Annotated in this window: 18 protein-coding genes and 1 tRNA gene; 8 read left to right on the top strand and 11 right to left on the bottom strand. The window is 67.7% G+C overall.

The window, feature by feature from the left end; genetic code table 11:
- Window positions 1-648: 648 nt before the first annotated feature.
- Window positions 649-719 (bottom strand) — tRNA-Gly (locus tag ABD210_RS14170).
- Between the two features lie 232 nt (window positions 720-951).
- On the opposite strand from ABD210_RS14170, the gene ABD210_RS14165 reads away from it, so the two are divergent.
- Both ABD210_RS14165 and dcd read left to right on the top strand, forming a co-directional pair.
- The gene (locus ABD210_RS14165) at window positions 952-1,392 is read left to right on the top strand and encodes a MarR family winged helix-turn-helix transcriptional regulator (RefSeq protein ID WP_344111720.1); all 441 of its coding nucleotides are present in this window, start codon (window positions 952-954) and stop codon (window positions 1,390-1,392) included.
- Window positions 1,393-1,516: 124 nt separating this feature from the next.
- The gene (gene dcd / locus ABD210_RS14160) at window positions 1,517-2,092 is read left to right on the top strand and encodes a dCTP deaminase (protein ID WP_344111718.1); all 576 of its coding nucleotides are present in this window, start codon (window positions 1,517-1,519) and stop codon (window positions 2,090-2,092) included.
- A gap of 682 nt (window positions 2,093-2,774) precedes the next feature.
- On the opposite strand, the gene ABD210_RS14155 is transcribed toward dcd, so the two are convergent.
- Together ABD210_RS14155 and ABD210_RS14150 are read right to left on the bottom strand one after the other, a co-directional pair.
- On the bottom strand, window positions 2,775-3,593 hold the full coding sequence (locus ABD210_RS14155; protein ID WP_344111717.1) for a DUF4097 family beta strand repeat-containing protein: 819 nt from the start codon (window positions 3,591-3,593) through the stop codon (window positions 2,775-2,777).
- Window positions 3,590-4,336, bottom strand: a complete 747-nt coding sequence (locus ABD210_RS14150; RefSeq protein WP_344111715.1) for a hypothetical protein — start codon at window positions 4,334-4,336, stop codon at window positions 3,590-3,592. The genes ABD210_RS14155 and ABD210_RS14150 overlap by 4 nt, the downstream gene beginning before the upstream one ends.
- Window positions 4,337-4,487: 151 nt before the next feature.
- On the opposite strand from ABD210_RS14150, the gene ABD210_RS14145 reads away from it, so the two are divergent.
- Complete coding sequence (locus ABD210_RS14145; RefSeq protein WP_344111714.1) at window positions 4,488-5,282, top strand: SDR family NAD(P)-dependent oxidoreductase; 795 nt, start codon at window positions 4,488-4,490, stop codon at window positions 5,280-5,282.
- 42 nt (window positions 5,283-5,324) lie between these two features.
- On the opposite strand, the gene ABD210_RS14140 is transcribed toward ABD210_RS14145, so the two are convergent.
- From ABD210_RS14140 to ABD210_RS14130, 3 genes are all read right to left on the bottom strand, one after another.
- Window positions 5,325-6,134 carry an SCO4651 family lipoprotein gene (locus ABD210_RS14140; RefSeq protein ID WP_344111713.1) on the bottom strand — a complete coding sequence of 270 codons (810 nt, stop codon included), beginning with the start codon at window positions 6,132-6,134 and terminating at the stop codon, window positions 5,325-5,327.
- Window positions 6,135-6,286: 152 nt separating this feature from the next.
- Window positions 6,287-8,437 carry a (Fe-S)-binding protein gene (locus ABD210_RS14135; protein WP_344111711.1) on the bottom strand — a complete coding sequence of 717 codons (2,151 nt, stop codon included), beginning with the start codon at window positions 8,435-8,437 and terminating at the stop codon, window positions 6,287-6,289.
- A gap of 141 nt (window positions 8,438-8,578) precedes the next feature.
- Window positions 8,579-11,500, bottom strand: coding sequence for a M36 family metallopeptidase (locus tag ABD210_RS14130; RefSeq protein WP_344111710.1), 2,922 nt, complete (start codon window positions 11,498-11,500; stop codon window positions 8,579-8,581).
- A gap of 292 nt (window positions 11,501-11,792) precedes the next feature.
- Between ABD210_RS14130 and ABD210_RS14125 the strand changes: the two genes are divergently transcribed.
- Window positions 11,793-12,206, top strand: a complete 414-nt coding sequence (locus tag ABD210_RS14125) for an RbsD/FucU family protein (protein ID WP_344111708.1) — start codon at window positions 11,793-11,795, stop codon at window positions 12,204-12,206.
- A 635-nt stretch (window positions 12,207-12,841) separates the two neighbouring features.
- On the opposite strand, the gene ABD210_RS14120 is transcribed toward ABD210_RS14125, so the two are convergent.
- Window positions 12,842-13,219, bottom strand: a complete 378-nt coding sequence (locus tag ABD210_RS14120; protein WP_344111706.1) for a DUF779 domain-containing protein — start codon at window positions 13,217-13,219, stop codon at window positions 12,842-12,844.
- 9 nt (window positions 13,220-13,228) lie between these two features.
- Window positions 13,229-14,752 (bottom strand): aldehyde dehydrogenase, encoded by a 1,524-nt coding sequence (adh, locus tag ABD210_RS14115; protein WP_344111704.1) that lies wholly within the window; start codon window positions 14,750-14,752, stop codon window positions 13,229-13,231.
- A gap of 111 nt (window positions 14,753-14,863) precedes the next feature.
- On the opposite strand from adh, the gene ABD210_RS14110 reads away from it, so the two are divergent.
- Entirely contained in the window at window positions 14,864-16,315 is a 1,452-nt protein-coding gene (locus tag ABD210_RS14110; RefSeq protein ID WP_344111703.1) for a GAF domain-containing protein, read from the top strand.
- Window position 16,316: 1 nt separating this feature from the next.
- Here the strand turns inward: ABD210_RS14110 and ABD210_RS14105 are convergent, their stop codons facing one another.
- Entirely contained in the window at window positions 16,317-16,517 is a 201-nt protein-coding gene (locus ABD210_RS14105) for a hypothetical protein (protein ID WP_344111702.1), read from the bottom strand.
- 64 nt (window positions 16,518-16,581) lie between these two features.
- Between ABD210_RS14105 and ABD210_RS14100 the strand changes: the two genes are divergently transcribed.
- Window positions 16,582-16,803, top strand: coding sequence for a hypothetical protein (locus ABD210_RS14100; protein ID WP_344111701.1), 222 nt, complete (start codon window positions 16,582-16,584; stop codon window positions 16,801-16,803).
- 73 nt (window positions 16,804-16,876) lie between these two features.
- Here the strand turns inward: ABD210_RS14100 and ABD210_RS14095 are convergent, their stop codons facing one another.
- Window positions 16,877-17,890 (bottom strand): LacI family DNA-binding transcriptional regulator, encoded by a 1,014-nt coding sequence (locus ABD210_RS14095; RefSeq protein WP_344111699.1) that lies wholly within the window; start codon window positions 17,888-17,890, stop codon window positions 16,877-16,879.
- 149 nt (window positions 17,891-18,039) lie between these two features.
- Between ABD210_RS14095 and ABD210_RS14090 the strand changes: the two genes are divergently transcribed.
- Window positions 18,040-18,951, top strand: a complete 912-nt coding sequence (locus ABD210_RS14090; RefSeq protein WP_344111698.1) for an amidohydrolase family protein — start codon at window positions 18,040-18,042, stop codon at window positions 18,949-18,951.
- Between the two features lie 64 nt (window positions 18,952-19,015).
- Window positions 19,016-19,579 (top strand): cysteine dioxygenase, encoded by a 564-nt coding sequence (locus tag ABD210_RS14085; protein ID WP_344111697.1) that lies wholly within the window; start codon window positions 19,016-19,018, stop codon window positions 19,577-19,579.
- A 427-nt stretch (window positions 19,580-20,006) separates the two neighbouring features.
- Here the strand turns inward: ABD210_RS14085 and ABD210_RS14080 are convergent, their stop codons facing one another.
- Window positions 20,007-21,893 carry an HNH endonuclease signature motif containing protein gene (locus ABD210_RS14080; RefSeq protein ID WP_344111695.1) on the bottom strand — a complete coding sequence of 629 codons (1,887 nt, stop codon included), beginning with the start codon at window positions 21,891-21,893 and terminating at the stop codon, window positions 20,007-20,009.
- Window positions 21,894-22,108: the final 215 nt, after the last annotated feature.

Here is a 22,108-nt window from a genome sequence, read left to right as displayed (position 1 = left end):
CCTACGGTCGTGCCTACGGGTTCCAGGACCAGACGTGGATCGCGGCCGGGGTCTGTGGGGAACGAACGTCGACAACGGCCGCTTCGTCTACACGTACAAGAAGTACCCCGGACGTCCCACCTGCATCCAGGCCTTCACCCGCTACGGGCAAACGTGGAGCAGCACGGCGATCAACGGCGTAGGCGTCGGCCGGACGCGGTCAGAATCAGCTGGACCAAGAACTCCTGGCAGGTCGCGTCGGCCGGTGGTGACGCGTGTCCATAACCCGCAGGGGTGCATTGTTGCGTCAGTCAACGTTCCGGCCTCACAGGCTGACGGCCAGGGCTAACTGGTCAGGTCCACTACGAAGACCCGGGCAGGTTGGCAACACGTGGACAGCAGAGCCCGGCTCGGCCCTGCGGGAGTTGATTGAGGGCGAACGCACAAGTCGCTCTGATCTACAGACACCCACGCCGACAATCGTCACCGGGCAGTAGCTCAGAAATGTCAGAACTTGTCGACGAAGTTTTGCAGGAAGGTCCGGACGGAGCGGACGAGGACGACCTCCCGGAAGCATCGGGCACACAGTGGGCACGGAGGCTCTACCCGGCGCCTGAGACGACGAAACCCCAGGTCGGAAACTGATCTCTGACCTGGGGTTTCTGCCTGAGCGGGTGACGAGAATCGAACTCGCACTGTCAGCTTGGGAAGCTGATGTTCTGCCATTGAACTACACCCGCGCGCTGCCGGTGAACCAGCAGACCGAAGGATCATACCTGGTCACCCGGACGGTTTGCACGGGGGGTTATCGGGCATTTTCCACAAAGGGCACGCCCAGGACTGGGCAGGTCGGTCATCTTCTGGCAGATTAGAACGCGTTGCCGGGGGCAACATTCGACGCAACGTGAGGATGCGGTCCTTGCCGGGACCGGACAAGATGGTTGCGGGGCAACTGAAAAGAAGGGGTGAACGGTGGCAACTGACACTAACGACGCGCTGGAGAACCTGGAGAAGGAGCTCGTCACGTTGGCGCGCCGGCTGCGAGGTCTGCAGCGGACGCTGTCCGACGAGGCGCATCCGGATCTGGAGCCGGCGCAGTACGCGTTGCTGAACCATGTCGAGGAGCTCGCACCGGTGCGGATGGCCGATCTGGTCGCGGCGCTCGAGGTCGACAAGGGTCCGGTCAGCCGGGCCTGCGCCAGGCTCGAGGAAGAAGGTCTGCTGAAGCGGGCCGCGGACAAGTCGGATGCGCGGGCGACCTTGCTGACGCTGACCGCCAACGGCAAGCGCAAGCTGGCCGCGGCGCGGAAGAAGCGGCACAAGGTGATCGAAGACCTGCTCAAGGACTGGTCGCCGGCCCAGGTGAAGACGTTCGCGACCCAGGTGTCCAGGTTCAACAAGCTGTCCGGCTGAGACGTTGCCATAGGCACGTAGCGGCGGATCCGGGGAGCTGAGGGCTCCGGAGGGCCGCGGACGGGCCGATGGGGGTGACGGGTCGACCAGGCGGAGGAGCAGCACGCTGCGGTAAGTTGCGTTCGTGCTGCTCTCCGACCGCGACATCCTGGCCGAGATCGACGCGAAGCGGGTCCAGCTGGATCCGTTCGATGCTGCGATGGTGCAGCCGTCGAGCGTCGACGTACGGCTGGATCGGTTCTTCCGGGTGTTCGAGAACCACAGGTACCCGCACATCGATCCGGCCGAGGAACAGCCCGACCTGACCCGGATGGTCGAACCGGCCGGCGAAGAGCCGTTCATCCTGCATCCCGGTGAGTTCGTGCTGGGGTCCACCTACGAACTGGTGGCGCTGCCCGACGACGTGGCGGCGCGGCTGGAGGGCAAGTCCTCGCTCGGCCGGCTCGGCCTGCTCACCCACTCCACCGCCGGCTTCATCGACCCCGGCTTCTCCGGCCACGTGACGCTGGAGCTGTCGAACGTGGCGACCCTGCCGATCAAGCTCTGGCCCGGCATGAAGATCGGCCAGTTGTGCTTCTTCCGGCTGTCCTCCCCGGCCGAGCACCCGTACGGCTCCGCGAAGTACGGCTCCCGCTACCAGGGCCAACGCGGTCCCACGCCGTCGCGCTCCTTCAAGAACTTCCACCGCACCGACATCTAGCCGGAACGCGGAACGCCGCCCAGGAAGTGCTCCTGGACGGCCCTCGGGTCAGGTGCATCACTCGCTTGAAGCGCCTTCTGGAGAAGGTAAGCCGACGACTTTCCAAGACCTGCGGGATGCCGACGACCGGGTCCGGCTGTGTCGTTGGTTTTCTCCGACACCGGCTTGCCGTCGGCAAGATCGAATCTCTCCCCGAGGTGAGTCACTCGAGCTCGGGTCGGACTGCTTGTCGTCACCGCCGCTGCAGCCTGCCAGTGCGGCTGCGGCGGTCGCGGTGATCAACTGACGCAACATCTTGGCCTTTCCGCAGGTCGCCCAGCGTGACGGCTCGAACGCTAGCAGTGTCACCAGGTCCTCGGTGTTACAAGACCCATTCGTTGCAACACCTTGCAAACCAGCAGGCCCGTCGGTGCCGGTGCCACCTCAGCGGACGACGGACAGACCGGTACGGCGGTGTCGTGGCTGCGGCTCGAGCCGGTCGGCGAGTCGCCGGAGTGCTCCGGCCAATTCGTGTCGAGGGCCTCCCTGCCGGGCCGCTCGACGAGCGGCCCGGTCCTCCCTGAGCATGGCGTGCGCCTCGGCGTTGCGAAGCTGTTCGGCGACTCGATAACGCGCTACCTCTTGGTGTTCGGTGATCATCGACTTTCTCCCCTCACTGGTCCCCGTTGACTGTGGTGGTGGTTCAGACCCGGACGACGGTGATGTCGCCGGAGACGGTGCGGGCCCGCAGCATCAGCGAGCGTTCGCCCTCGGCCGGCCTCTCGCCGGGCTCGAGGTCGCAGCGGATCTGCCCGGTGACCGTCTTCAGGTCGAGATACGTCGGCACGCCGTCCGGTACGCCGATCTGCACGTCGCCGCGGGCGGTCTCCGCCCGGACGCTGGGCCCGTCGGCGATCTCGACCCGGACGTCGCCCGAACCGGAGGTGGCGACCGAGTGGTCCCGGATCCGCTCGATGGTGATGTCACCCGAGCCGACCTTGACCGTGGTCGGACCGAAGGCGTCACCGATCCGCACATCCCCCGAGCCGGTGCTCAATGCGGCGGCCCCGCCCGCCTCGGTGAGGTCGATGGAGCCGGACCCGGTACTCGCCCGGACTGTGCCGGCGGCGTGCTGGACCCGGACGTCACCGCTGCCGGTGTTCGCTGCCAGGGCACCTTCCACCCGGTCGAGCCGGATGTCGCCGGAACCCGTCGACAGCCGGGACTCGCCCAGCGCTGCCCGGGCCGAAATGTCACCCGAGCCGGTCTTGATCCGGGTCGACAGCTCGACCGGGGTCTGGATCCGGACCCGGATCTCCGGACCGCGGCGGATGTTCTTGGGGCCCTCGACGATCAGTTCGCCGTTGGCGACCTCGAAGACCACGTCCTGCTCGTCGCCGCTGTCGACATCCAGGCTGACCTGGGTCTTGTCGCCGTCGCCGGGCACGATCTCCACCAGGCCGGAGCCGATCTCGATCCTGACGCGGTCGATGTCGTCGGTCAGTTCGTCCTTGAAGCTCACTGGGCCCACCCCGTCATCTGCTGGCCCGGGCCACGTCCGCCCCGGCGATGCCCGCGGTCGCGGTCGCGGCCACGCTCGCCCCGTCGGTCACCGCGGCGTGATCCTTCGCCGAACACACCGTCGGGTCCGAAGGGTCCGTCGGGACCGAACACACCGTCCGGGCCGAAGACACCATCGGGTCCGAGCGGGCCGTCCGGTCCGAGCGGTCCCTCGGGGCCGAAGATGCCACCCCGGGGAGCGCGCGGCGGGCGTCGGGGGCCGCGGCGGCCGCGGTCGCCGGTCAGCGCGGTCATCACGGTGCGCATCAGCCACGCATTCGAGGAGATGCCCTCGGCCGCGGCGGCTTCGTCCACCTTGTTCTTCACCGACATCGGCAGCCGCAGCGTGATCCGCGCCGTCGGCTCGTCGGCGTCCGGCGCCGGTTCGTCGGCCACCGCCTCGTCTGCTTGGTCGTCCAGGTCGTCCAGGTCGTCGTCGTCATCGTGGCTGGTCAGCTGGCTCGGGGCCGGCGTGACCACGAACTCGGGACGGCCGCCGGCCATCCGGAGCTCCACCGAACCGGGCGACAGCTCGCGGCTGATCTCTCCGGCGGCGTCGGACAGGGCTGAGATGAGGGCCAGGCGGCCTGCGTCATCCAGCGTGGCTCCGAGGCGCTGGGCCACGGAGCGAGTTTGGTCGTCGGCCAACGCGGTGGCGTTCTCCACGCTACGGCGGACCGACTCGAGATAGTGATCTAGTTCCATGACGCCAACTATGACGTCATCGTGACGTCATTGTCAACCCCTGGTGATGTCACCGTGTTGTCTTGGTGCCGTCATGGCTGCCGTGGACAGTCCGCCGTGACCCGAAGGCCTCAGGGCAGAATGAGGGCAGTCGATCGAGAGGAAGTCGCGGATGTCCAGAGGGGTGCTCGTCACGGGTGCGTCGCGAGGTGTCGGGGCAGAGGTGGCGAAGGCCTTCGCCGCGGCCGGGGATCGGGTCGTGCTGCACTGTCGTGGCGCGGTCGACAAGGCCCGCGCCGTGCAGGCGGAACTGCCTGGCGAGGGGCACGCGGTCCTGGTCGGCGATCTCGGCGATCCGGCCGCAATCCCTTCCCTGGTTGAGGAATCAGCCGCCGCGCTCGGACGGATCGACGTACTGGTGAACAACGCGGCGCTTTTCGTGGATGAGCCCGTCGCCGGGTCGAGGCGGCTCGGGCATTCGCTCACCGAGACGTCGTACGACGACTGGGTGGCCGCGTGGCGCCGTACGCTGGCGGTGAATCTGGAAGGCGCGGCACATCTGACCTGGTGCGTTGCCCGGCAGATGCTCGAGGTCGACCCCGCGGATGGCGCCAAGAGAGGCGCGATCGTCAACGTCGGGTCGCGCGGGGCCTACCGCGGAGAGCCTGACGTGCCGGCGTACGGCGCGTCGAAGGCCGGGTTGCACGCCTTCGGGCAGTCGATGGCGGTTTCGCTGGCGCCGCATGACATCACCGTGACGTCAATCGCGCCCGGATTCATCGCCACCGATATGGCCGAACAGGTCCTGGGCGGCCCGGGCGGCGACGCGATCCGCGCTCAGAGCCCGTTCAACCGGGTTGCTACCGCCCAGGAGGTGGCTGCCGCCGTCGTCTGGCTCGCATCCCCCGAGGCGAGCTGGTCCTCCGGCGCCGTCCTCGACTTCAACGGCGCCTCCTACCTGCACTGAGCATTGACGTCCGAAGTCGGAAGCAGGCAGACAGCAGGCAGCTCAGCGGGTGACGATCTTGCTGGCCGGCGGTGCCTTGATGGTGACGGGCTTGCCCCAGTCGCTGGCGTTCATCGTCATGCTGACGCCCGCCAGCTCGAAGGTGACCTTGTACGTCAGGTGGTCGGCCGACCCCATCCAGACCGTGTAGACGAGCGTCTTCGGCATGCCGGCGGTCACCTTCTGGCCCTTGGCCTTCAGTGCGGCCGCCATGTCGACCGTGACGTCGTAGCGGTCGACCTTGCGACCGTCGACCGTCTCGGTGCGGATGTACTTGGCGTTCTTCACGCCCGCGTCGAACGCACCGAACGTCTTACTCGGGTCGACTTCCTTCAGCACCGACCCGAGACTCGCCGCCATCGGGTCGGCGGAGTCCTTGGTGTCGACCTTGACGAATTTGCCGGCCGGGACGCCCTTCATCGACAGGTACAGCGTGTCCTTGACGAGGATCATCTTCATCCGGCCGCCGAAGGCCGCGCCGTTCAGGTCGATCTGCATGGCGACGGGCTTCATCGTCTGCACGCCGGTGACGGTCATCGCCTCACCGGCGACTACCATCCGCATGTTCACCCGGACCGAGTTCTTCCCGGCCATGCCCGTCTTCATCGCCGGCAGGAAGCTCGCCGTACTCAGATGGGCGGCCGGTTGGGCTACTGCCTTCGGCGGCGCGGCGGTCGTCGTCGAGGCGGTGGCTGATGGGGTAGCGGCCGGCAGGTCGGTGGCGGCCTGCTTCTGCCCGCCACCACAGGCGGCGACCCCCAGTACGAGCGGCAGGGTGGCGGTAACAGCCGCCACCCGAGTGCGGAACCTCACGATGTTTCCCTCCCATTGGACCAAGCCGTCGGATCCTACGGCCCGGATCCCCTGCGCGGGAAGGGATTTTGCAGCAACCTGCAGAATCCTTGCGTCCGAAGAACCGAGGGGCAGGACCCCCGGCTCTTCGGACGCAAGGAATGGTGGAGACCTCAGCTGGTGCGTTTGACCGAGGTCAGGAGGAGTTGGGCGACGTCGGCGACCTCGACGGATTCGCGGGCGGAGCCGTCGGCCTGCTTGGCGGTCAGGCCGTCGGACAGCATCACCCGGCAGAACGGACAGCCGGTCGCGATCTTGTCGGCGCCGGTGGCGACCGCCTCGTCGGTCCGGTTCAGGTTGATCCGGGTGCCGATCTTCTCCTCCATCCACATCCGTGCACCACCCGCGCCGCAGCAGAACGACTTGGTCTGGTTCCGCGGCATCTCGGCGAACTCGGCGCCGGGAATCACCTCGAGCAGTTCGCGCGGCGCGTCGTACACCTGGTTGTGGCGGCCGAGGTAGCACGGGTCGTGGTAGGTGATCTTCTGGCCGTTGAGCGCGCTGTCGGCCGGGGCGACCGGGGTCAGCTTGCCCTCGCGGACCAGGCGGTTCAGCAGTTGCGTGTGGTGGATGACGTCGAGCTCGACACCGAGCTGGGAGTACTCGTTCTTCAAGGTGTTGAAGCAGTGCGCGCAGGTGGAGACGACCTTCTTCGCGCCGGTCTCCTTGAACACCTCGGCGTTCTGCATCGCCAGCTGCTGGAACACGAACTCGTTGCCGGCGCGCCGGGCCGGGTCACCGGTGCAGGTCTCGCCGTCGCCCAGTACCGCGAAGGAGACGCCGGCGATGTTGAGCAACTCGGCGACAGCCTGGGTGGTTTTCTTCGCCCGATCCTCGAAGGCGCCCGCGCACCCCACCCAGAACAGGTACTCGACCTCGGCCAGCGTCTCCACATCGCTGCCGACTTGTTTGACCTCGAACGGCAGGTCCTTGGCCCAGTCCATCCGGCCGGACGGGTTCATGTTCCACGGATTGCCCTTGTTCTCCAGGCCCTTGAAAAGTCCGTTCAGCTCGGACGGGAAGGACGACTCGATCAGCACCTGGTAGCGGCGCATGTCCATGATCGCGTCCACGTGCTCGATGTCGACCGGGCACTGCTGCACGCACGCGCCGCACGAAGTACAGGCCCACAGCGCGTCCTCGTCGATCACCGCCACGTCGGCCGATCCGACCAGCGGCCGCTCCTGCTCGGCCAGCACCAGCTCCGGCAGCGACTTGCGCTCGTCGTCGGAAGAGGCCAGCAGGTACGGCGCTTTGGCGTACGCGTGCTCGCGCAGATTCATCACCACCAGCTTCGGAGACAGCGGCTTGTCGGTGTTCCATGCTGGGCACTGCGACTGGCACCGCCCGCACTCGGTGCAGGTGGTGAAGTCGAGCAGGCCCTTCCAGGTGAAGTCCTCGACCTTGCCGACCCCGAGCGCGGCGTCCTCGTCGAGCTCCTCGATGTTCTCGAAGTCGATCGGCTCGCCCTTGATCATGATCGGCTGCAGGGCGCCGAGCGCCGTACCGCCGTCGGCCTTCCGCTTGAACCAGATGTTCGGCCAGGCGGTGAACCGGTGCCAGGCCACCCCCATCGTGGCGTTCAGAGAGATGGTGATCATCCACGCGAACGAGATCAGGATCTTGATCATCGCGACCAGGTAGATGGCGTTCTCCAGACCGTGCTCGCCCAAACCGCCGAAGAGGGCGTCGCCGATGAAGAACGTGGTGGGGAAGTGGAACTTGGACGCCTCGCCCAGCTCGTACTCCAGACCTCGCAGCAACAGGATGCAGACCAGTACGCCGAGGATCGTGTACTCGACGTAGTACGCCTGCCAGGCGCGGGATCCGAAGAACCTGCTGTAGCGGGCCTTCTCGCCCTTGGGGAGGTTACGCAGCCGGATCGCGATCAAGCCGATGATCGAGATCAGCCCGGTCCAGGTGAGGAACTCGCTGACCCACTCGAACACGAACCAGTGGCCGATCACCGGCAGCACCCAGTGCGCGTCGAACAGTTGGCCGAACGCCGTCACCAGGCTGAGGAACAGCCCGATGAAGCCGAACGCGACAAACCAGTGCAGTACGCCGATGTGGCTCCACTGCAGCATGCGTGTGTGCAGCAGTGATTCCTTGGCCAGCGTGACCGTGCGCTGCCCAGGGTTGTCGGTGCGGCTGGCCGGCTGGCCGAGCTTGATGACGGACACCATGTGCCCGATCGTCCGGCCGAACAGCGCGATCCCGACGAGGGCGATCGCGAGCGAGACGACGATGGCGAGGATCTGCATACCAGCGATGTTATTGGTTGGTTACCGGTCAGTCATGTCGGTGTCAGCCTCGTCACGCCAGCGTGTCCTGTCTCACTCTCGGCGAACCGCATGACGAAGGGCCGGCCGAGAAGCTCGGCCGGCCCTTCGGTGAGGGGTTTGTTACTTGGTGCCGAAGACCTGCAGTTCCGACATGTCGGTGAACCTGCAACCGCCGAAGGCGCCGGCGGGGCAGTTGTTCGCGAAGTCGGGGACCTGCGGGCTGAGCATCGTGAACCGCACGAACTTCACACCGGTCGCGTTGCCGCTCGGGGTGAGCTCGGTGTACTTGCCCCGGTTGGCAGCAGTGAAGGTGCCCTCCTGAGCGGTCGCCCAGGTGACGCCGTCGGCCGAGGTCTCGATCCGGTACTGACCGGTCGAGGAGCTGCCCGGGTCACCACAGGTGTTGGACGGATCGACCGAGAACTTCGTCACCGTGACGGCCGCCGGCAGCGCGATGTCGACGTGCTTGGGGATCATCACGTTCGTCGGGGTGCCGGCGTTGTCACCGGTGGTGCTGCCCCAGCCGGACCCCTGGACGCCGTCGATGGCGAAGCCCGGCCCACACTGCGGGCTGAAGTCCGGACCGTTGAAGGCCTTCACCGCACCGCCGCCCGAGGCCGAGGCCCAGTTGCGGCGGGGTGCGAAGTTGGCGGTGGTCCCGTTGGCGGCGACGGTGACGGGCTGGTTGAGGATCTCGTAACCGTTGCCGGCGAGCACGAACTTCGGGTAGGTGCCGGGGAAGACGCCCGAGATCGTGTACTTGCCCTGGGCGTTCGTCACCGCGGTGTAGTCGCCGACGAAGCCGGAGTCGTGCCCGGCGACGAAGACGAGCGCGCCGTTGACCGGGGCGTTGGTGTCCTTGTCGATGACGGAGCCCGTCAGCGAGGCGGTCTTGCCGGTCGGCGGGATGTGGAAGTCCTCGGCCGGCAGCGAGTCGCCGGCGTTGGTGGCCCCTGCGAACCAGCCCATGCCGCGGTCGGCGAAGATCTTCCACAGCGCCTTCTGGTTCACGCCACCGAAGGCGACCAGGTCGGCCTGCAGGATGGCGTTGCGCATGTCGAGCATCGACGGGTCGGCCGGGGACAGCTCCATCGCACGGGTGATGTCCATCAGTGCGCGGCTGTGTCCGAGCTTCTTGCGGATGTCCCACAGCGTCTGCGCCCAGACCTCACCGGAGGAGTGCACCTCGGGTGCGCCGCCGATGGTCGGGAAGTCGCCGTAGGTGTAGCCGCCCTGGGATCCGTCGATGCCGACGCAGGTCGACGCGGTCGACCCGACGGAGCAGTCGATCGCCTGCGTCCGGAACAGCTGGCCGGCGGCGACGTACTTGCCCTCGAGGACCTCGCCGTCCTTGGCCGTGTCCTTCTCGAGGCCGTTGGTGACCAGGTAGTCCATCGCGTAGAAGTCGCTCCACGCCTCACCCATCGAACCGGCCTGGATGCTGTTCAGGGTCGAGTTGCCGGAGGCGTCGACCACCAGGCGGTTGGACAGACCGTGGGTGTACTCGTGGTACAGGATGCTGGCGTCGTTCGCGCCGCTGGACGGGACCCACGGCTCGGTCGCGTCGTCGGTACCCGGGAAGTGCCACAGGTACATCTGCATCCTGGGCGACAGGCCGTCGGGCGGGGTGTTCATGTTCGCGTTGTCGACGTGGTTGCCGTCCGGGCCGCCGTTCGCGGCGGTGGCGGCACCGTCGAGCGCGTTGAGGCTGACCGGGTCGCCGCCCTTGGCCTCGAAGTTGCCCGCGGCCGGGGTGAAGCCGATCGGGGACTTCAGCAGCCAGTTGTGGAAGTTGCTGGCCAGGTAGAACGCGTTGGTGGTGTCCTGCTTCATGTTCGTCTTCCAGGAGTCCGGCTTGGCCGGGTCCCAGGTGCAGATGAACGACGCGGAGCAGAACGTGCTCGAGGTCGGGAAGGACTTGAGCACGTACTCCGCGCCGCTCTTGGTGCCGGGCACCTTCACGGTCTCACCGCTGTTGGCGACGTTGTCGTCGTTGACATCGGCGAACGCGACCACCGAGGTGCCGTCCAGCGTGGTCGCCCCCTTCTGGAGGTAACCCTTCTGGAAGAGGTTGACGACCTTCTGCTGGCCACCGCGCGGTGCGCCCGGGTAGTTGTCCTGCACCAGCGCGTCGCCGTTGGCCTCGTCGGTCAGGTCCCGGCGATACAGCACCGCTCCCGACTCTGCGTCGACCACGTGCGTGTAGTTGAGGGAGTCGCCGGCCTGGGTGTACGTCGCCCAGCCCTTGCGCAGCCCGTCGGCGGTGTAGAACCAGACAAGCTTGGCCTGGTCGCCGTTGGTCCAGTTCTTCACCGAACCCTTGGTGGTGCCGCTGACGGCCTTCGCCTTGCCGCCGACATCGTCGGCGGCGCGGGTGCGGGCCGAGTCCGCGGAGACGGCCGGGCCGGCGGTGCGGGCCGCGGCCAGGCCGTTCAGACCAGCTACCGGCGAGCCCTGGATCGAGATCAGCTCACCCCGCTTGGTGACGTTGGCCTGCAGGCCGTTGCCGAACAGCGGGACGCCGTTGACGACCTGCTCCCAGGAAACGTGATGGGTGCCGATGACGTCCTTGTAGTCCTTGCGGAGCTGGAGCGTCTGCAGGTCCTTCTCGGACAGGTGGAAGATCTCCGGATGGGCCCGGATGTAGTCCAGAGCCACCTTCGCGGCGGGCTTGTTGCTCCGGCCGGTGAGGAAGCCGTTCAGCTTCGCGACCTGCTTCGGCGTACCGGTGACCTGGTCGACCGAGACGAGGGCCTGGGAGCCGAGCGAGTCGCGGTACTTCGCCTGGGCGGTGCCCTGCTTCGCCATCGTCTTGGCGGCGTTCGCGTAGTCGACCTTGTTGCTGGGCGTCCGCGCGTCGTAGTTGCCCTTGCGTTCCTTGGCGCCGGTCTGCTCGGTGGGCTTGCCGGATTGCTTGCTTGCGTCGGGTGCCGGCTTGGCGCTCGGCGCAGCCAGCGCACCGGTGGCGGTCAGTGCCAGCACTGTGGTGGCCGAGACAGCGGTGACTGCCAGGAGCCCCCGCCCTCTGCGTGATGTCGTCACAGAAATGCTCCATGGAGTTGTCTGCGCGGATCGCCCTCAACGATCCGTCCGGGAGCGACCTTAAGGGCGGTTCTCCGCTCGGGGAAGGGAAATCCGCGGAATCACGCAGAGACGAGGGTTGTCCTTCGTGAATGCACGAGTACTGCGAGCGACAGCATAGTCGTCGCGCTCAGCAGTACTCCGGATGCGAGGAGTGTCGGCGTGTGTCTCACAGGAGCGCTGGTCGCCCGCGACGGGGCTGGGTTGGACCTACCCTGGGACGACCCTGACCTGAGCCTGCAGGAGGCCGCTGGTGCTGCGTTTCCCGTTGATCCATCCGCCGCTGCTGGGGGCTTTGGCCCGGGCCGGCCACGGTTCCGTCGTACTGCTGGCCGATGGCAACTACCCCTACGCCACCGCGGTATCACCGACCGCCGAGACCATCTGGCTCAACCTGCGGCCCGGACAGATCCCGGTTGACGACGTCCTGGAGACGTTGCTGGGCGTAGTACCGGTCGAGTCGGTCAGGGTGATGGCGACGGAGACCGGGGAGGAGCCCGACATCTACGGTCGGTTCCGCGAACTGCTGACGTCGACTCCGCTGCAGCCTTTGGCGCGTGCTGATTTCTACGCCGCCGCGCGCGGCCCGGAGCTAGCCGTCGCTGTCGCGACCGGCGAACAACGCCTCTACGCCAACATCCTGCTCACCCTCGGCGTGGTCAGCTGATCTGTGGGCGCAACGGACGAGCCCGATCGAGCCCGTCCGTTGCGTGCCGATCAGAAGGCGCTGGCGCCGTTCGGCGTACCGGGGCCGGTCGGGCCGTCCCAGCCGGTTCGCGCGGTGCCGGGCTGGCCCGCTCCGGTCATCTCGGTCGGGGCGGAACCGGCGTGATTGGTGTTCGAAATCGTGCGCCCGTCAGACCCCCTGAATCCAGCGATCCGAAGCCTGACAAATGTCATGGGTCCCGGGCCGCAAGTGCCTGCCGGCCAGCGGTTTTTCCCTTCGTGACGGTCAGATCCGGGGATCGGCGGGAACTGAAGGATTCCCCCTGCCTTTTCCGGACCGACCCCTGACAGGCCGAGGCCTATCAGGTCATGGAGTCAACGCCGTACTCCGGTACGAAGCTCCGCCGGCGGCTACCCGGATGCCGTCGGCGGCACCGACATCTACACCGCGGTCCTCGACCACAACATCTCGACCTCGCCGATCTGCAGGACTACCTCGCGAACGGGTGAGGTTTGAGTCGGGCAGCCGGAAATGAAGAGTGCCGGCCGTCCGGCAACGCCGCCGGACGGTCGGCACCCGCATGGTTCACGCAGGCGAGGCGCCCTGTCCGGTGAGCGCCGCGCCTGCATGAGGATTCAGAGGAGACCCAGGTCAGCGGTCTCGGAGTCGGTGAAGAGGCGGGAGCGGATCAGGAAGCGGACGCCCTCGGGCGCCTCCACCGAGAAGCCGCTGCCGCGGCCTTTGACGACGTCGACCGTCAGGTGCGTGTGCTTCCAGTACTCGAACTGGTTCTTCGACATCCAGAACGCCACCGGCTTGTCCAGCCCGTCGACGTCCAGATCACCCAGCTGCATGTCCGCCGCACCGGTCCTGAACTCCCCGTCGGGGTAGCACATCGGTGAGCTGCCGTCGCAGCAACCACCGGACTGGTGGAACATCAGCGGTCCGTGCAGCTCGGTGAGGCGGCGGAGCAACTCCGCCGCCTCCTCCGTGAACGAAACCCGGTCGACCATCAGCGGGGTCTAGAAGAAGCCGAGCTTGTTGGGCGAGTAGCTGACCAGCATGTTCTTGGTCTGCTGGTAGTGGTCGAGCATCATCTTGTGGTTCTCGCGGCCGATGCCGGAGTTCTTGTAGCCACCGAAGGCCGCGTGCGCCGGGTAGGCGTGGTAGCAGTTCGTCCAGACGCGGCCGGCCTGGATCTCACGGCCTGCGCGGTAGGCGGTGTTGATGTCGCGCGACCAGACGCCCGCGCCGAGCCCGTAGAGGGTGTCGTTGGCGATCTTCATCGCGTCCGCGTAGTCGTCGAACTTCGTCACCGAGACGACCGGCCCGAAGATCTCCTCCTGGAAGATCCGCATCTTGTTGTCGCCCTCGAAGATGGTCGGCTGGACGTAGTAGCCGCCACTCAGGTTGCCACCGAGGTCGGCCTTCTCGCCGCCGGTGATCACCTTGGCGCCCTCGGCCTTGCCGATGTCGATGTAGGACAGGATCTTCTCGTACTGGTCGTTGCTCGCCTGTGCGCCCATCATCGTGTCGGTGTCGAGCGGGTCGCCCTGCTTGACCGCCTGGGTGCGGGCGGTGGCGTCACGGAGGAAGTCGTCGTAGATGCCGGACTGGATCAGTGCGCGTGACGGGCAGGTGCAGACCTCGCCCTGGTTCAGCGCGAACATGGTGAAGCCCTCGAGCGCCTTGTCGTAGAAGTCGTCCCGGCTCGAGGCGACGTCGTCGAAGAAGATGTTCGGGCTCTTGCCGCCGAGCTCAAGAGTCACCGGGATGATGTTCTCCGAGGCGTACTGCATGATCAGCCGGCCGGTCGTGGTCTCACCAGTGAACGCGACCTTGGCAACTCGGTTGCTGGAGGCCAGCGGTTTGCCGGCCTCGACGCCGAACCCGTTGACGATGTTCAGCACGCCCGGCGGGATCAGGTCGCCGATCAGCTCCATCAGCACGTGGATCGAGGCGGGCGTCTGCTCGGCCGGCTTCAGTACGACGGCGTTGCCGGCCGCGAGCGCGGGAGCCAGCTTCCAGGTGGCCATCAGGATCGGGAAGTTCCACGGGATGATCTGGGCGACCACGCCGAGCGGCTCGTGGAAATGGTAGGCGACGGTGTCCTCGTCGACCATCGAGATCGAGCCCTCCTGGGCCCGCAGCGCGCCGGCGAAATACCGGAAGTGGTCGATCGCCAGCGGCAGGTCCGCGGCCAGCGTCTCGCGGACGGCCTTGCCGTTGTCCCAGGTCTCCGCGACCGCGAGCAGTTCGAGGTTGTCCTCGATCCGGTCCGCGATCTTGTTCAGGATGTTGGCGCGCTCGGCCGACGAGGTACGACCCCAACCGGGCGCTGCCCCGTGCGCCGCGTCGAGGGCACGTTCCACGTCGTCGGCGGTACCGCGCGCGATCTCGGTGAAGTTCTCACCGGTCACCGGCGTCGGGTTCTCGAAGTAGCCGCCCTTGGCCGGCGGCACCCATTCACCGCCGATGTAGTGGTCATAGCGCGACTTGAACTCGACCGGGCTGCCTTCTTGCCCGGGAGCTGCATAGATCGTCATCGATCCTCCAGTGGGTTTGGCGGTGACCGCAACCTAGGCCGGGTGACGTTGCACGGACGTTGCATCACTCTCCGCACTTGAATGCCGAGAAGATCCGGGCAAGGCTGAGGCGTGGACGGACCGGAGCATGCGCGCCGGCTCAGCGAGCTGTACGACGAGGTGCTCGGTGGCGGAGGCCGGGCGCCGGGTCTGCCGCGCCCGCTGGTCGCCGAGTCGTGGCAGCGTTCGCTCGCGGCCTCGGTCGACCCCGAGCTGGACGCACCGCCGGTGGTGGTCACGACGGAGCTGCTCGAATCGCTGCGGGAGAACCATCCGCTCCGGGCAGTGTTGCCGATCCTCCGGCAGACGCTGACCACCATCGCGGACGAGGCGTCCCACATCATGATCATCACTGACGCGCAGGGGCTGATCCTCTGGCGCGAAGGCGCCGCCGACGTCCGCCGGCAGGCCGACCGCATCGCGCTGTCCGAAGGGGCGCTCTGGTCCGAGGACGCCATCGGCACCAACGGCATGGGGACCGCGCTCGCCGCTGACCAGCCGGTGCAGATCCACTCAGCCGAACACCTGGTCCGCCGGATCCACGCGTGGACGTGCGCCGCCGCTCCAGTGCACGATCCGGACACCGGCAAGCTGATCGGCGCGGTCGACGTCTCCGGCCCGCTGCGCACTGTCCATCCCGCGATGATGGCGTTGGTGACAGCCGCGGCCCAGTTGGCCGAGGGGCAGCTGCGGGTCCGGATGGCCGCCGCCGATGAGCAGTTGCGCGCCCGCAACATGCGCCACCTCACCGCCCTCGGGGACTCGCCCGGCGCCCTGCTGACCCCGACCGGCCGGGTGCTGGCCGTCCAACCGCTCGCCTGGTTGCCCGACCGGCTGGACGTCTCCGCAGGCGTCGATCGGGTCGAGCTGGGCGATGGGCGCGAAGCCGTCGTCGAGCAACTCGACGAGGGCTACCTGTTGCGCATTCCCGGTTCCCTACGACGTTCGCGCCCGTCCCTGCGGCTGAAGCTCCTCGGCGCGGGCCAGCCGATTGCGGTGGTCCACGGACGGGACCTCGTCCTTACTCTCCGCCGGGCGGAGGTGCTCGCGTTGCTGTTGCTCCACCCGGCCGGGCTCACCGCGGAGCAGTTGATGCTCCAGCTCTATGGCGACGAGGGCAACCCGACGACGGTTCGAGCCGAGATGCATCGACTGAGGAACCTGCTCGGGGTGGGCATCCTCGATACCAAGCCGTACCGGATCGTCGCGGACGTGACCAGCGACGTCACCGAAGTACAGACCGCTGTGCGGGCCGGTGAGCTGGTCAAGGCGATGGAGCTGTACTCCGGGCCGTTGCTCGAGCGGTCCGATGCGCCGGCCCTGCGCGCGGAACGAGCTGAGCTCGACGCGACGTTGCGCGGCGCAGTACTGGAGTCGGGTGATGCGGAGCTGCTCTGGCGGTTCGCGCAGACATCCACCGGGTCCGAGGATCTCGAGGTGTTCGAGGCGCTGGAGGCAGACCTGCCGGCCGCCGACCACCGCCGCTCCGCAGTGGTCGCCCGCCTTCGCCGCTTGAGCCAGTAGGTCAATCGGTCTTCGCGGGTGGGACCTGCTGGGCCCATTCGGCCCAATCGGCGAGCGCTGAGTAGAGCCTGACGCCCGCCTCGATGGCGACCCGCATCGACTGGGTCTGCGGGCTGTTGCCGAACTCGCCGCGATCCTTGGCCGCCGCGTACTGGCGGTACTGCTCGGCGATCTCGCTGTAGAACTGCGCCTCCGCGGCCAAGTGCTGCTGCTTGCATCCCGGTCTCGTCAGGACGGACCTCGGTCGCCAGTTCCCTCGCCTGCAGGTGGCCGCGATCCACGCCTTCGCACTCTCCGCCCGCCGAGGGGCCGAGCCGTTGGTGCGACTTGCGGTCGGCCCTGACTTCCCGCCCGGCTCGTACTACGAGCGCTTCACGCCGGTCCGCTCTTCGTCACTCTCGTACGACGAGGCGCTGGCGGAGCGTCTCTGGGTCGCGACCGAGAAGCTCCGTGGGCCGTTCTCGGGATGGGAGACGGGGTCCAGATAGTGGACCGCGGGATTTAAGTCCACCAGGTTAGTCTAGTTTCGCAGTTGTGGATGCTGTGGTTCAGAGGTCGTCGTCACGCCTTGACGGGCGGGGCGGCGACCGAACCGCGCTCGATCAGGGTCGGCTCGACCGTGGTGCGGCGGACCCGGCGGTTCGTGTCGACGGCCGAGGTGACCCGGGCGACGACATCCGCGACCAGCTCGTCGAGCGGCCAGTGGAACGTGGACAGCGGGGGGCAGAGCAGCTGCGACAGCGGCTGGTCGTCATAGCCGAGCAGGGAAAGGTCTTCCGGGAGCCGGATGTCGAGCTCCTTGCAGGCGGCATAAACGCCGAAAGCCATCGAATCGGCGAGCGCCAGGATGCCGGTCGGCCGGGGCGTGCTCGTCAGCACCGTGCGCGCGACCTCCGTGGCGCCCTGCAGATCGTGCGGACAGGGAACGATGTGGACCTTCAGCTTCAGGCTGGACCCGATCCGCTGCGCGATCTCCTCCGCGGGCCGTTCGATCTCGAACCGGCGGGACGGGCTGAGCACCGCGATGGTCCGGTGGCCCGCGTCGGCCAGCCGGCGCAACGCAGTACTGACTCCTGCTTCGTTGTCGAAGAGCACCTCGGACTTGGCCTTAGCCCCGGGCAGCGCGTCGCCGATCGCGATCACCGGCGCCTGTTGGGCGATCTGCGCCCAGCCCTTGGCGCCCGGGTCGATCGGGATCACCACGATCGCGTCGGCGCGATGGTCGACGAGATGTTGCGCGAGCTCGAGCTGGCGGTCGGCGTCGCCGGCCGAGTCGAGGATCCAGGCGTTCCGGTCCGGAGCGAGCAGCTCCCGGCCGAGCGCGGCAGCGAGTCGCTGCTGCCAGAGGTCTTCGAGCGAGGCGCAGAGCACGCCCACCGAGCCGCTGCGGCCGGACGCGAGCGCGCGGGCCACGGGATCGGCCTGGTATCCGAGGCGCTCGGCGGCTTCCTGCACGCGCAGCTGCGTCTCCGGGGTGCCTTGCAGACCTCGCAACGCGTAGGACACCGCCGCCATCGAGAGACCGGTCTCCGCCGCGATGTCCTTGAGGGTCGGCCTGCGGCCTGTGCCGGACATGGGATCGACCCTAGGGCAAGCCGCCGACAAAAGCTGGCCGACCAGGCGGCGGCTTTGAGACACGGCTTGACAGCGAGGGATTTGAAGCGCTTCAATGCAGCTATCTTGAAGCGCTTCAAAATGACTTCGACCGGGGGAGGGGAAAGCCAGTGGCCGGCGTGATCGACGTACACCAGCACCTGTGGCCGGCCGAGTTCGTCGAACGCCTCCGCGCCCGCACCGAGCCGCCCTACCTCGATGGCTGGACCTTGCACACGACGAGCGAACCGCCGTACGAGGTCGATCCCGCGGCGCATGCGGTCGACAAGCGGGTTGCGCTGGAGCAGGACGACGAGACCGCTCTGGTCGGCCTGTCGTTGTCCAGCCCGCTCGGGATCGAGCAGTTGGGTGACGCCGCACTCCTCGACGCGTGGCACGTGGGCGCTGCTTCTCTACCGGAACCCTTCAAGCCGTGGGCGGCCGTCAATCTCCTGGAGCCGGACCTCGAAGGCCTGGAATCCCTTCTGAACGAGGGGTTTCTGGGCTTGCAACTACCGGCCCACGTTCTCGGTACGCCGGCCGCTTGGGCTGGCGTCGCCTCTTTGCTGGCGGTGGCGGAGCGGTTGGACAAGCCGATCCTCGTGCACCCCGGTACGGCGGTGCCGCCGGCTGAGGAAGTGCCCGGATGGTGGGCGCCCGTGGTGGACTACACCCTTCAACTGCAGGCGTCCTGGTGGGCGTGGCACGCCTTCGGAGGACGGGCCGCCTTCCCGAAGCTACGGCTGTGTTTCGTCGCGGCGGCAGGCCTGGCCCCGGTCCACCACGAAAGGTTGGCCGCACGTGGTGGCCGCCTCGGCACCATCGACCGCAACCTGTACGTCGATACCTCGAGCTACGGCCCGCAGGGGATCGACGCGGTCTCCCGGGTCCTCGGCATCGACCAGGTCGTGCACGGCACCGACCGCCCATACGCCAGGAACGTCGAGCTCCGCCAGGGTGACGCCGCGACCGCGGTGATCCGCCACAGCAACCCGCATCGGTTCCTCTACGGCACCGAACCACCCTCATCGACCAAGCGATGAGGAACCACATCCACCAAGGCCGGATCCCGCAAGGACCCGGTATCACCTCCGAGAGGGGAGTGCAGTGACTGTTCAGCCCGTTTCCGACGCACCCGTCGTTCCCGCGCGCCAAGCCAGCCGGCTCGTGGAGCTCAACGACTGTCTGTCGCTGGACAACCTTCCGGGCCGCGACCTGGATCCCAATGAGCTGTCCGAGCTGGCGGCCTCGATCGCCGCCCAGCCACACCTGTGGGAAGACAAGGTCGCCTACAGCGACGACGAGCGCGTCTTTGCCTCGCTGCACCGCGACGCGAATGTGGATGTCTGGCTGATCTGCTGGACCCCGGTGAACGACACCGGCTGGCACGACCACGACATCTCCTCGGGCGCCGTCGCCGTTGCCCGCGGCAAGCTCGTCGAGCACAACCTGGCGATCGGTGTCGAGTCCATCGAGACCGAGATCGAGGCCGGTGACGTCTACGGCTTCGGCCCGGAACACATCCACCGTGTCGTCGGCCTCGACAAGGGCAGCGTCACCGTGCACGCCTACAGCCCGCCGTTGTGGCGGATGGGCCAGTACTCCGTCAAGGACGGTGTCCTCCGCCGGATGTCCGTCTCGTACGCCGACGAACTCCGCCCGCTCGACTGATCGCGCCACCAACCGCACCGCACGCTGCCCGGCTCGGGCTCTCGCCACCCCTGAGCCGGGCGACGCCATTTCCGCGACGGCGGATCCCGGTCACCCGGCAACGGCTTGCCGGGCGGCGCCATTTCCGCGACGGCGGGATCCGGTCACCCGGTAACGGCTTCTTCGACCAGTAGCGCCTGATTTTGGCGCCAGCGGTCGAAGAACCCGCCAGCCGACCTACTCCGGATGCGCGAGAGGAAGGCCTCGGGTTCGCGGCCGGGTGAGCTGCGCCGACGAGCTGGAGACCTTTGATGCGCGCATTTGTCGAGCCGGGTGCATTGCCGAGTCCGGTGTTGGCTGTCGAGGCCGGCGGTGGGTGCTGGCTGGTGGCATGCGTGTTTGGCCGCGGCAGTGCGTGTGGGCGCGCCGGGCAATGGCCTCGCCGGGGTCACGGGCCGGGGGATTCCGTGTTGTCGTCCTCGTCCCAGGGTGAAACCCAGGTGGTGTCGTTCTTCGGTTGGGTCAGGGTGCGCGCGGGCCTCGGTGCGCACGGTTCGTCGCCCCAGGGGTTGAGGCGTGCGGTTTCCTCCGGCGTGATCCAGGGGATGTCGCTGGTGTGCGGCCAGGCCGGAGCCGGGCGCGGTGGCCCCTGGTCGCCGGGTGGCTGCTCGTCGCCGGCCGCGCCGGGAGAACCGGCTGCCCCGGGTGAACCGGGCGAACCGAGCGAACCGGGTGAACCGGGCGCGCCAGGTGCAGGTGCGCCGGGTGAACCGGGTGCGGGGCGTGGGTCTGGTGTGCTGGGTGGTCGTTTCCGGTTGAGGCGGGTTGGTGGGGGTTCGGCCCAGGTGGGGCGGGTGACGGTGACGCGGCCGCGGGTGATGGTGATGGTCCAGTGGCCGTGGTGGATCTGGATGTGGTGGGCCCGGCAGAGCAAGACCAGGTTGGACAGGGCGGTGGGTCCGCCGTCGATCCAGTGGATCAGGTGGTGGGCGTCGCACTGGATCGGCGGTGCTCCGCACACGACGCAGCCCCTGTCGCGGAAGTTCAGTGCGCGGCGCATCGCGCGGTTGACGAACCGTTCCTCCTTCCCGACGTCCAGGGGTTCGGAGTCGGTGCCGAGGATGATGGGGACGACGCCGGCGTCGCAGGCGAGGCGGCGGACGGCGGCGGCGGACAGGTTGCCGCCGTAGACGAACCGGCCGAATCCCGGGTTGGTGTGGTCGAGGGCGCCGAGCCCATCGAACCCACCAAGGCCCTCGAGCCCATCGAGCCCCTCGAACCCGCCGAGACCGCCGTTCCCGTCGAAGCCGCCGAGCCCATCGAGCCCGCCGTTCGCGCCGTTCTGGCTGAGCCCGCCGGGGCCGCTGCCGGTTCCGGCGTTCCCGTCGGTTCCGGCGTTCCGGCTGTTCCCGGGGCTGGTGGCGGCGAGGGCGTTTTGGAGGTCGGTGAGGTCGATGGTGACGGTGATGTGGGGTTTGATGACGCCGTGGCCGGTGGTGCCGGCACCGGCGGCGGCGTTCAGCACCGTGGTCAGCGCGTCGGCTTGGCGCTTGTCGCGGGAGCGGGGGTCTTGTTCGCCGTCGATGGTCTTGTGGGGTTTGGCGTTGGCGTCGATGAGGGTGTTGAGGAGTTCTGCGTTTTCGTTGGCGAGGAACCCGCCGAACTTCAGGCCGTGGTCGGCGTTCTTCATCCAGAACGCCTCACGGGCGTAGGCCTTGTCCTCGGCCGGTTCGGGACCGTCGGTGTCGAGCAACTCCAGGATTTGTCGGCCGAGGTCGCGCAGGTCACCGGGCGGCAGGTGCCGCGCGGCCCGCACCATCTGCTCCTCCGCCGCGACCACATCCTCCACCGGCACCGTCGTCGGCACCTTTTCCAGCGCGGACACGATCGCCCTCGCCTGCGCCAGGTGCAGCAGCACCGGAGCCTCCCCACCGGCCTCCCCACCGGCGCCGCGGTCCTCGCCGTCGACATCGCTGTCCACCGCGGCGCCGGCACTGCCCCCGTCGGTGTCGGTGTCGGCCTGACCGTCGCCGTCGCCGTCTAGGTTGTCGGTGGGGGTGGGTAGGGCGGCGGAGACGAGTTCGTATTTGGGTAGCGCGGCGGCGAGTTTGAGGTCGCGGCGGACGTCGGCCTTGTCGAGGCGGTGCCGAAACGACACCAGTTCGGCGGTGTCGCGGGCGCCGAGCTCCTTGGCGTGGCCACCGGCGTCGAAGCCGGCCAGGACCTGGAGCCGGTAAGTTTCCAGCCGGCTGATCTCGTCGCGCAGCGCGTCGAGGGTGGTCAGCTGTTCGCTGCCGCTCATCGACCACACCGGCCGCATCTCCACGAGATCCATACCGACAACTGTAGACGGGGCCGCCGACAGTTTCTGTGCCGAGAACCCATTATAGATAAGGGATTTCTTGATGCACCGAAATTGACCCAGTTGTCCACAGCAACGCTCAGCCTGTGGACGCAGAGCTCTCGTTTGAGGGCCAGTTGTCTACAGCAACGATATGACTGGGGATAACGACGTGGCCTAGCGATCTGCCCCTGGTTGCCCTGGGTTGC

Source organism: Kribbella alba (genome assembly GCF_039529635.1).
In the GTDB taxonomy this organism is placed as follows: domain Bacteria; phylum Actinomycetota; class Actinomycetes; order Propionibacteriales; family Kribbellaceae; genus Kribbella; species Kribbella alba.
This window is presented reverse-complemented; position numbering and strand designations above follow the sequence as displayed.